The 10,663-nt window shown below is 63.9% G+C and carries 10 protein-coding genes; 3 read left to right on the top strand and 7 right to left on the bottom strand.

Annotation, left to right across the window (positions count from 1 at the left end; genetic code table 11):
* Positions 1-32: 32 nt before the first annotated feature.
* Positions 33-1,616 carry a calcineurin-like phosphoesterase C-terminal domain-containing protein gene (locus tag Lysil_RS12995; protein WP_103075945.1) on the top strand — a complete coding sequence of 528 codons (1,584 nt, stop codon included), beginning with the start codon at positions 33-35 and terminating at the stop codon, positions 1,614-1,616.
* Positions 1,617-1,625: 9 nt separating this feature from the next.
* Here Lysil_RS12995 and mtnC read toward each other — a convergent pair whose 3' ends face one another.
* The 6 genes from mtnC to Lysil_RS12965 form a co-directional block, all read right to left on the bottom strand.
* On the bottom strand, positions 1,626-2,333 hold the full coding sequence (mtnC, locus tag Lysil_RS12990) for an acireductone synthase (RefSeq protein WP_103075944.1): 708 nt from the start codon (positions 2,331-2,333) through the stop codon (positions 1,626-1,628).
* A complete protein-coding gene (locus Lysil_RS12985) occupies positions 2,330-2,878 on the bottom strand; it encodes a 1,2-dihydroxy-3-keto-5-methylthiopentene dioxygenase (protein WP_103075943.1) in 549 nt (182 codons plus the stop codon). Before Lysil_RS12985 ends, mtnC begins: the two co-directional genes overlap by 4 nt.
* Before the next feature lie 13 nt (positions 2,879-2,891).
* Positions 2,892-3,527, bottom strand: coding sequence for a methylthioribulose 1-phosphate dehydratase (locus tag Lysil_RS12980; protein ID WP_103075942.1), 636 nt, complete (start codon positions 3,525-3,527; stop codon positions 2,892-2,894).
* A 57-nt stretch (positions 3,528-3,584) separates the two neighbouring features.
* Entirely contained in the window at positions 3,585-4,253 is a 669-nt protein-coding gene (locus Lysil_RS12975; RefSeq protein WP_103075941.1) for a class II aldolase/adducin family protein, read from the bottom strand.
* 23 nt (positions 4,254-4,276) lie between these two features.
* Positions 4,277-5,707, bottom strand: coding sequence for an amino acid permease (locus Lysil_RS12970; RefSeq protein WP_103075940.1), 1,431 nt, complete (start codon positions 5,705-5,707; stop codon positions 4,277-4,279).
* Positions 5,708-5,788: 81 nt separating this feature from the next.
* Complete coding sequence (locus tag Lysil_RS12965) at positions 5,789-7,288, bottom strand: amino acid permease (protein WP_103075939.1); 1,500 nt, start codon at positions 7,286-7,288, stop codon at positions 5,789-5,791.
* Positions 7,289-7,440: 152 nt separating this feature from the next.
* On the opposite strand from Lysil_RS12965, the gene Lysil_RS12960 reads away from it, so the two are divergent.
* Positions 7,441-7,998 (top strand): NUDIX hydrolase, encoded by a 558-nt coding sequence (locus Lysil_RS12960; RefSeq protein WP_103076071.1) that lies wholly within the window; start codon positions 7,441-7,443, stop codon positions 7,996-7,998.
* On the opposite strand, the gene serA is transcribed toward Lysil_RS12960, so the two are convergent.
* On the bottom strand, positions 7,975-9,213 hold the full coding sequence (gene serA / locus Lysil_RS12955; protein ID WP_103075938.1) for a phosphoglycerate dehydrogenase: 1,239 nt from the start codon (positions 9,211-9,213) through the stop codon (positions 7,975-7,977). The two genes, Lysil_RS12960 and serA, sit on opposite strands and share 24 nt — an antisense overlap.
* 62 nt (positions 9,214-9,275) lie before the next feature.
* On the opposite strand from serA, the gene Lysil_RS12950 reads away from it, so the two are divergent.
* Positions 9,276-10,649 carry an FAD-binding oxidoreductase gene (locus Lysil_RS12950; RefSeq protein WP_103075937.1) on the top strand — a complete coding sequence of 458 codons (1,374 nt, stop codon included), beginning with the start codon at positions 9,276-9,278 and terminating at the stop codon, positions 10,647-10,649.
* Positions 10,650-10,663 lie beyond the last annotated feature (14 nt).

Raw genomic sequence — 10,663 nt, 5'->3', positions numbered from 1 at the left:
GAATGGTCATGCGACTGGCGGATAATCGCCGGATGCGCACGCCATTCCTACCGTTCTGTCTGCTGGCCGTCACCGGCCTTGTTTCCACGATTGCATCCGCCGCAACGATGGCCGGGCGCGTCTGCCTCGATCCGGGCAACGCCACATCCTGTCCGGCCAAGGCGCAAGGCGTCGCCGACGTCGCCATCTCCAACGGCCGGCAGATCGTCCGCAGCGATGCGCAGGGCCGCTACCGCATCGATGTGCAGGATGGCGATACCGTCTTCGTGATCAAGCCGGCGACCATGGCGTTCGCGAATGGCGCCAACGGCCTGCCGCGCTTCTGGCGGCACTACGCGCCGAATGGATCGCCGAAGCTGAAATACGGCGGCCTCGCGCCATCGTCGTCATTGCAGTTCGATGTGGCATTGCGGCCGCTGGGCAAGGTGCCGGGCGCGCTCGACCTGCTGCTGTTTGGCGATCCGCAACCGAAGTCGCCGCAGGATGTCGGCTACTACGATCGCGATATCGTCGCGCCGCTGGTCGGCCACAACAATGCGCGTCTCGGCATTTCGCTGGGTGATATCGTCAGCGACGATCTCTCGTTGTATCCGGCGGTCAACGCCGTCACCACGCGCCTGCACCTGCCGTGGCTCCATGTGCCCGGCAATCACGACATGGACGCCGATGCCGATAGTGACGTCCATGCGCTCGATTCGTTCCGCAATGTCTTCGGCCCCGACACCTACGCTTGGCAGGAGCAGCAGGCAAACTTCATCGTGCTCGATGACGTGGTGAAAACGCCCGGCATGGCGCCCGGTTACATCGGCGGATTCCGCGACGACCAGTTCGCCTTCCTGCAATCGCTGCTGCCGATGTTGGATCGCAGTCGCCTGCTGGTGCTGTCGATGCACATTCCGCTGTTCGAGCCCGCCGGCAAGGACACTTTCCGCGACGTCGACCGTGAGCGCCTGTTCGCGTTGATCAAGGACTTTCCGCACGTGCTGGTGCTGAGTGCACATTCGCATTCCCAGCAACATTATTTTCATGATGCGGCCACCGGTTGGCACGGTGCGCAGCCCTTGCATGAATACAACGTCGGTGCGGCCTGCGGTGCATTCTGGTCAGGGGTGAAGGATGCCGATGGCATTCCCGCAGCGACGATGGCCGATGGCACGCCGAACGGCTACGCCACGCTGCACATCGCAGCCGACGGAAACTACGCATTGGCGTATCACCCGGCGCGCGATCCCGCCGATACCCAGATCGGCCTGCACGCGCCGAAAGTGCTGCGCAAGGGCGCGTACCCGGCGTGGGGTGTTTACGCCAACATGTGGATGGGGATGGCGGATACGAAGATCGAATATCGTGTCGATGATGGCGTCTGGAAGCCGATGCAGCACGTGTCGCAGTCCGATCCGGCCCTGGTTGCCGAGAACATGCGCGATGACGAAGCGCCACGGTTGCGCGGTTACGACCGTTCACCGGAAGCGACGCCATCACCGCATCTGTGGCGCGGCGCGTTGCCGACAGACCTTGCCATCGGCGAACATCGCATCGACGTGCGGGCGCAGGATCGCTGGCGCGGCGAAGTCAGCGCGACTACGCGTTATCGATTGGAAGAAGCGCTGCCCTGATCGAAGCGATCAGTGTGGATGGATGGCGGAAAAACTCTCCACGCGCACATGTCCGTGCGTGGCATCGCCGAGGCGTGGCTGCGGATAGTCTTCGCGACGATCCAGCAACACGGTACGCATGCCGGCTTCGCGCGCGGCGTCGAGTTCCTCCACCACGTCGGAGAGGAACACGATGTCCTGTGGCGGGCGGCCAAGCCGTTCGACGATGACGCGATAACTGCCGGCATCGCGCTTGTGGCCGACTTCGGTGTCGAAATAGTGCGAGAACAGCGGCGCGAGGTCGCCGGCATCGGAATGGCTGAACAACAGTTGTTGCGCGGGCACCGATCCCGAGGAATACACCGCCAGCGGATGGCCCTGTGCATGCCAGCTGCGCAACGCCGGTGCGACATCGGGATACAACGGCGCGGTGAAATCGCCGTGGGCGTAACCGGCGCTCCAGATCATCCCTTGCAATGTCTTGAGCGCGGTGTGCTTGCGATCCTCGTCGATCCAGCCCTGCAGCGTTTCGACGATCATGCGGTCGTCGCACATCGTGCCGTGTTCGGTCGCGACCTGGTCGAGCAGGGCGCGCACTTGCGGTTCATCGCCATGCGCGGCGACAAAGGCGGGCAGGCGTTCGCGCGCATACGGGAACAACACGTCCTTGACGAAGGAAATGGACGAGGTGGTCCCTTCGATGTCGGTGAGGATCGTGGTTTTGATTGGGGACTTCATCGCGGCTCGTAGCGCGGGAACCGTTGTGCAATATCGCTGCCGGTGAAATGGCCAACCCATCCATCCGGCTCGGTGAAGAAACGGATCGCGACGAATTCCGGCGCCGGGCCCATGTCGAACCAGTGCGTGGTGCCATCGGGCACGGCGATCAGATCGCCCTGTTCGCACAGGATCTCGTAGACCTTGCCGTCGACATGCAGGGTGAACAGGCCTGATCCGGCAACGAAGAACCGTACCTCATCTTCCTTGTGGAAATGTTCGTCGAGAAACTTGGCACGCATTTCGACGCGATTGGGATTGTCAGGGGCGATGCTCACCACGTCGACGGAACGGAAGCCGTTTTCCTCCACCAATCGATCGATGTCGGCGCGATAGGCGGCCATGATCGCTTCCGATGAATCGCCGGCCTTGATCGGTGCATTCGCCTGCCATTGCTCGAAGGCGACGCCGATCGGTTCCAGGCGGTGGGCGATTCCGGCGTGGTCGTGTGCTTCATCCAGCACGGTGTCCGGTGCGGTGTCGTTGAAAATGCGCAAGCGACTCATGGTGTCGGAATCCTCAGGCGCGCAAGCGGCGCATTTCCAGCTCGCAGCCGAGCAGGAATTCGAACGCATCGAGATGACGGCGGGCTTCGCTGATATCGCGGCCCCAAGCGTACAGACCGTGGCCAGCGATCAGATAGCCCCAGGTATTGGGCTGGGTCAGCACCACATCGACACTGGCGGTCAATTCGTCCATGTCCTGCGAATTCGGCACCACCGGCAGATCGAACTCGGTCTCGTGGGTGGTGTGGCCACGCAGGGCCTTGAACAATTCGAAGCCGCGCAGGCGCACGCGCCCTTCATCGGCATGCAGCAGGCCGGCGATGGTCTGGGTCGGCGAGTGGGTATGCAGCACCGCGCCGACATCGGGGAAACGACGGTAGAGATGGGTATGCAGCGCGGCTTCCGCGGACGGCCGATGGTGCGTGGCGACGGGTTCGTTGGCCATGTTGACCACCATGATGTCGGCTTCGGTCAGGTGACCCTTGTCCTTGCCGGAAATGGTGATGGCGGCATGTTCAGGCCCCATGCGGATGGAGAAATTGCCGGCGGTGGCGGGCGTGAAGCCCTTGGCGGCCAGTTCGCGCGTGTGCGAAATGATCTGGGCGGCGCAGCCGGCGTACAGGTTGTGGTCGAAGGCGGGGCTGTTCATCCGCGCAGTGTAGCGAGTGCGGGCGCGCTGTTTAAATGACGATTGCGCCTGTCGCCATCACGTTTGTTCAGATTTGCGCTGTTGCCCGTAGTGCTTGAACTTCTCGAGGACCCGCGCCATTTCCTCTGGCGGCAGGTTGCGGGTCGGGCCGAGCGTGCGCGCCAGCATGTACTGGCGGGCGAGATTTTCCACTTCCTCGGCCAGCGCGTAGGCGTCGGCCAGGGTCTTGCCGGTGGTCACCAAGCCGTGGTTGGCCATCAGGCAGGCGCGCAGGCCACCCTGCAGGGCGTGCAGCACGTTGTCAGACAATTCGCTGCTGCCGAAGGTGGCGTAATCGGCGCAGGGGATATGGTCGCCGCCGGCCACCGCGACCATGTAATGGAACGCAGGGATGCCTTCGCCCAAGCAGGCCAGCGCGGTGGCGTGGGTGGAATGCACGTGCACGATCGCGTTGGTGGTGTCGGGGAAGGCGTGCAGGATGTCGCAGTGGAAACGCCATTCGCTGGACGGAATCAACTGCCCGGGCGGACAGCTGCCGTCGAGTTCCAGATAGACGATGTCCTCGGGCAACAGGCGGTCGTAGGCGCGGCCGGTGGGCGTGATCAGCAGGCCATCCCCCCAGCGCAGGCTCGCGTTGCCGGACTTGTTCAACGACAAGCCGCTGGCGTTCATCGCGCGACAGTGGTCGATCAACGACTGCCGGGCGGCGCGCTCGTGGTCGTGCATGGCAGGCTCCTGCTCGCTGTCTCTCAGGTGTCGCCGTGAGCCAGTTTGCTGTGGCGATAGCCGTAGAGGAAATAGATCACGAAGCCGATCGCGGTCCAGCTGAGCATCAACGCCCAGTTGTGCGCGGTCATGGTCGACAGCAGGATCAGGCAGCTGACGACGCCGGCGATGCAGATCAGCCACGCGCCCTTGATCCGGAATGGGCGCGGCAGGTCGGGCTGGGTCCTGCGCAGCACCAGCACGCCGATGCACACTGCGGCGAAGGCGATCAGCGTGCCCATCGAGGTCAGGTCGCCGAGCACGTCGAGCGGGAAGATCGCCGCCAGCAGCGCGATGCCGATGCCGGTGATCACCGTGTTGATGTGCGGCGTCTTGTATTTGGGATGGATGCGGGTGAACACCGATGGCAATAGGCCGTCGCGCGCCATGATCATGAAGATGCGCGGTTGGCCGATGATCATCACCAGCACCACCGACGACAGGCCGATCAAGGCGCCGACTTCGACCACGATGCGCAGCCAGCCCAGTTGCGGATGCGCCGCGACCGCGGTGACCACCGGTTCATCGGTACCAAGCATGGTGAAGGGCACGAGGCCGGTCATCACAGCCGCCATGCCGATGTAGAGCACGGTGCAAATCGCCAGCGACAGCAGCATGCCGATCGGCATGTCGCGCTGCGGATTGCGTGATTCCTGCGCCGCCACCGACACCGCCTCGAAGCCGATGTAGGCGAAGAACACCATTGCCGCGCCGCGCAGCACACCATCGAAGCCGAACTTGCCGGGGCCTTGCGCCTCGGGGATGAAGGGATGCCAGTTGGCGGTATCGATGTAGCGCCAGCCGGCGATGATGACGAGGATGATCAGGCCGCTCTTGAGCGCCACCATCGCAGTGTTCATCGCCGCGGATTTGCGGATGCCGACGTAGCACAACCAGGTCAGCAGCAGCACGATGCCGGCCGCCGGCAGGTTGGCGATGGCACCGGTCGGCTTGAGCTTGCCATCGAGTGGCGCGCTCACCAGTTCCTTGGGCAAGTGGATGTTGAAGTGGTCGAGCAGGCTGAGGAAATAGCCGGTCCAGCTCACCGCGACCGCCGAAGCCGAGACGCCGTATTCGAGGATCAGCATCCAGCCGATGAACCACGCTGCCAGTTCGCCCAGCGTGGCGTAGGTATAGGTGTAGGCGGAACCGGAAACCGGCACCATCGCCGCGAATTCGGCGTAGGCCAGCGCACAGAAGGTGCAGCAGATCGCCGCCAGCACGAACGACAGCATGATCGCCGGGCCGGCATGTTGTGCCGCAGCCTGTCCGGTGATCACGAAGATACCGCCGCCGATCACCGCGCCGATGCCGAGCGCGGTCAAGCCCCACGGGCCGAGCGCGCGATGCAGATCCATCTTCTGTGCATCGCGGGTCACGGCGAGCGGGTGTTTGGTGGCGAACAGTTGCTTCATGTCATGTATCCGGAAGGATGTGGTTTCCTGAAAGCAGAAGGCCGGCGCGGGGCCGGCCTTCGCATCATTGTCGTCGATTGCTCAACTTGCGCTGGTTCCGTTGGCAAGATGGCTGCGTTTGCTGCCGTAGAGCGCGTAGATCACCAAACCGATCACCGCCCAGCAGGCGAACACGATCTTGGCGGTCATGCTGAGGTTGACGAACAGCAGCAGGCAGCCCAGCACCGCGAGCGGGCAGACGATCCATGCCAGCGGCGTACGGAACGGACGCGGGCGATTCGGCTGGCTCTTGCGCAGCACCAGCACACCTGCCGAGACCATCGCGAACGCCAGCAATGTGCCGGAATTCGAGGTGTCGGCGAGCTTGCCGACCGGCAGCAATGCCGCGCAGAACGCCACGACAACACCGGTGATGATGGTGATGACGTGGGGCGTGTGGAACTTCGGATGCACGGACGACAGCTTGTCCGGCAGCAGGCCGTCGCGCGACATCGTGAAGAAGATGCGGGTCTGGCCGAACATCATCATCAGGATCACCGAGGGCAGGGCGAGCACGGCGGCAATGCCGATCCAGTCGCCGACGCGGTTGTGGCCGAGCAGGCGCATCACGTGGGCCAGCGGTTCATGGCTGCACACCAGCGCCTGCGCGTTCTGCGGCAGCGCGCAAGCGGCGGCCATGGCCGGCGTGCCCGGATCGATCGGCATGCCGTTCGGGCCGAGCATCGGCTGCGCGCCGACGGAACCGACCGCGCCGTAACCGACCAGCAGGTAGAAGATGGTGCAGACGATCAGCGAACCGATCAGGCCGATCGGGATGTTGCGCTGCGGATTCTTGGTTTCTTCCGCCGCGGTCGAGACCGCATCGAAGCCGACGTAGGCGAAGAAGATCGATGCCGCCGCGCCCAGCACGCCGACGCCGCCCATCGGGCTGCCCCAACCGCCCGGCAGGAACGGGGTGAAATGTTCCTTGTGATCCGCCGCGACCGGTACTGCGAGGAAGACGAATACCGTCAGCGCGATGATCTTGATCGCCACCAGCACCGAATTGACCTTGGCACTCTTCGACGTACCGATCACCAGCAGGATGGTGACGGCGAATGCGCTCAGGAAGGCCAGCAGGTTGAAGGTGCCGCCGGCGAAATAGCCGGTCTGCAGCCAGGTCGGGATGGCGTATCCGTTGGCGGTGAGCAGGCCGTTCATGTAGCCCGACCAACCCACGCACACCGTCGCCGCGCCGATGCCGTATTCCAGGCCGAGCGCCCAGCCGACGATCCACGCGACGAGTTCACCGAACACGCCGTAGCTGTAGGTATATGCCGAACCCGAAACCGGGATCATCGAGGCGATTTCGGAATAGGCGAGGGCGGCCAGTCCGCAGACGATGGCTGCGATCACGAAGGCGATCATCATGCCGGGACCAGCCTTCTGTCCGGCTTCCGCCGTCAACACGAAGATGCCGGTGCCGATCACCGCGCCGATGCCGAGCAGGGTCAGCTGGATCGGGCCGAGCTGGCGTTTCAGCGCCTTCTTCTCTGCGGTCTCGAGAATCTTGTCGAGCGGTTTGACACGCCAAAAGAGCATTCGGTATTCCCCCTGGTGGGTGATATGTTCAAAGAGTGGGCGGTCGAACCGCAAACCTTGCCGACCTTAACCGCATTCGGCTGCGGCACACAAGCGCCGTCCGCCATGGGTGGAGGCTTGTGCCGGCGTCTGTTGCAATGCACCATGCGGCGATGACGACCCTACTTGCCGATGCCCTGCGCATTCATGGCCGCCATCTCCCGGAGCAATCCGGATTGGCTGGCGACTACCTGACATTGCTCGATGAAGGCGTGCCTGCCTTCGTGCGCGAACGCCTCGCCGGCCATTTCACCGGCTCGGCGTGGCTGGTCAGCGGCGATGGCCGGCGCGTGCTGCTCACCCATCACCGCAAGCTCGATCGCTGGCTGCAACTCGGTGGCCATGCCGATGGCGACACGGATCTGCGCGCGGTCGCGTTGAAGGAAGCGGAAGAAGAATCGGGGCTGACCGGATTGACGGTGGACGAGGCGATCTTCGATCTCGACAAGCACTGGATCCCGGAACGTGGCGATGTTCCCGGCCACTGGCACTACGACGTGCGCTACGTGGTGCATGCCGGGGCGGACGAAACCTTCGCCGTCAGCGAGGAATCGCACGCACTGGCGTGGCGGGAGATCGCCGCATTGGCCGCTGATCCCGCCGCCGATGAATCGCTGCGACGGATGGCACGACGCTGGGTCGAACGATCAGAACAGCACGCGGGTTCGTAACGTTCCCGGAATCGCCGCCAGCTCGTTGCGCAATTCGTTCGATTGCAGTGAATCCACGGCGACATCGATCACCACGTAACCCAACTGGGGGTCGGTACGCAGGTACTGGCCGTCGATGTTGATGCCGCGCCTGCCGAAGATATCGTTGATCGCCGAAAGCACGCCGGGCACGTTGCGGTGGATGTGCAGCAGGCGATGGCTGCCGGCGTGTTCGGGCAGGCTCACTTCCGGGAAATTCACCGCCGACAGCGTGCTGCCGTTGTCGCTGTAGCGCAGCAGTTTGGCTGCGACTTCCAGTCCGATATTGTCCTGTGCTTCCAAAGTGCTGCCGCCGATGTGCGGCGTCAGCAACACGTTGTCAATCCCGCACAGGGGCGATTCGAAACGGTCGGTGTTGCTTTCCGGTTCCACCGGGAACACGTCGACCGCAGCGCCGCCGACATGGCCGGAATGCAGCGCGGCTGCCAGCGCGTCGATATCGACCACGGTGCCGCGCGAGGCATTGACCACGTGCGCGCCGGGCTTCATCCGCTGCAACTGCACGCTGCCGAACATCAATTTCGTCGCCGGTGTTTCCGGCACGTGCAGGCTGACCACGTCGGCGCGCTGCAGCAGGTCGTCGAGATCGGCGGCGGGCCGCGCGTTGCCGAGCGCGAGCTTGGTTTCGATATCGTGGAACAACACCTGCATGCCCAGCGATTCGGCCAGCAGTCCGAGCTGGGTGCCGATGTGACCGTAACCGATGATGCCCAGCGTCTTGCCGCGCGCTTCATGGCTGCCACCGGCCGACTTGCTCCAGCCATGGCGATGACACTGCATGTTCCGGGCGGGGATGCCACGCAACAACATGATGATTTCGGCGAGCACCAGTTCGGCGACGCTGCGGGTGTTGGAGTAGGGCGCGTTGAATACCGGCACCCCCAGCGCCTTGGCGGCGGAGAGATCGATCTGGTTGGTGCCGATGCAGAACGCGCCGACCGCCAGCAGCTTGCGCGCCTCGGCCAGCACATCCGCCGTCAATTGCGTGCGCGAACGCAGGCCGACGATGTGCGCCTCGGCGATGCGGCGTTTCAGTTCGTCTTGCGGCAGCGCTTTCGCGTGTTCCTCGATGCGGGTGTAGCCGGCGGAACGGAAGGCTTCCACGGCGCGCGGGCTGATGCCTTCCAGCAGCAGCACCTGGATGTCCTGACGGGGGAACGAAGTCTGTTGTGCCATGCAGCAATCATGGCATATGAATGGCATTTGCGGGCACCGGGTGGGGATGGCACGCTGGGGCCATGAATGCGACCATTTTGGACGATCTGCGCGCCGCGTTGCCGCAGCTGTCATTGCTTACGGAAGCCGCCGATCTCGAGCATTACGGCCGCGACTGGACGCGCCGCTGGACACCGGCGCCGTTGGCGATCGCCTTGCCGACAACGGTAGAGGAGATCGCTGCGATCGTGCGCTGGGCACGCGAACACAAGATCGCGCTGGTGCCATCGGGCGGACGCACCGGGCTGTCGGGTGGCGCGGTCGCTGCGAACGGCGAACTGGTGCTGAGTCTCGAGAAGATGCGCTCGACCCTGGAATACGATCCGGTCGATCGCCTGCTCACGGTGCAGGCCGGGATGGCGCTGGAAACGCTCCGGTCCATCGCTGCCGGGCATGGCCTGCAATATCCGGTCGATTTCGCCGCGCGCGGCAGCGCCAGCATCGGCGGAACCGTAGCGACGAATGCGGGCGGCATCCAGGTGCTGCGCCATGGCAATACCCGCGAATGGATCGCCGGACTCACCGTGGTCGACGGTCGTGGCGAAGTGCTGCGGCTCAATCGGGGGCTGGTGAAGAATTCCAGCGGCTACGACTTGCGCCATCTGTTCGTGGCGTCGGAGGGCACGCTCGGCGTCATCGCGGAAGTCACCGTGCGGCTTGCCGACCGCGATCCGCCGGCGTCGACCGTGTTGTTCGCGTTGCCGTCGTTCGCAGCGATCATGCCGGTGTTCGCGGCACTGCGCGATCGCCTGCGCCTGCAATCGTTCGAGTTCTTCGATGCCTGCGCGTTGAAGCACGTGTTGCATGCCGGCGCCCACGCACCGTTCGATCAACCGTATCCGTATTACGCCATCGCCGATGTCGATGCTGATGAAGCGGGATTGCTGGAAGTATTCGAGGCTTGCGTCAACGAGGGCAGGGTGGAGGATGGCTTGATCGCGGCCAGCGATGCGCAGGCGTCAGCATTGTGGCGACTGCGCGAAGGCATCACCGAATCATTGGCGCCGCATACGCCCTACAAGAACGATGTAGTGGTGCGCACCCCGCGGATGCCGGCCTTCCTCGCCGAGGCACAGTCGTTGCTGGGCGCGGCGTATCCGGATTTCGAGGTCGCCTGGTTCGGCCATATCGGCGACGGCAATCTGCACATCAATATCCTGAAACCGGCGGCATTGTCGCAGGCGGACTTCGTGCAGGCCTGTGAGCGCGCGACCAAGTTGCTGTCGGAATGCCTGCAGCGACATGGCGGCAGCATTTCCGCCGAACACGGCATCGGCTTGGTGAAGAAGCCGTATCTGCACCAGACGCGCAGTGATGCGGAAATTGCCGCGATGCGCGGGATCAAGGCGGTGTTCGATCCCGACGGGATCATGAACCCGGGCAAGGTGTTTGATTAGGCGTCACGCACGCG

Origin of the sequence: Solilutibacter silvestris (genome assembly GCF_002895945.1) — a bacterium.
GTDB lineage: Bacteria > Pseudomonadota > Gammaproteobacteria > Xanthomonadales > Xanthomonadaceae > Solilutibacter > Solilutibacter silvestris.
This window is presented reverse-complemented; position numbering and strand designations above follow the sequence as displayed.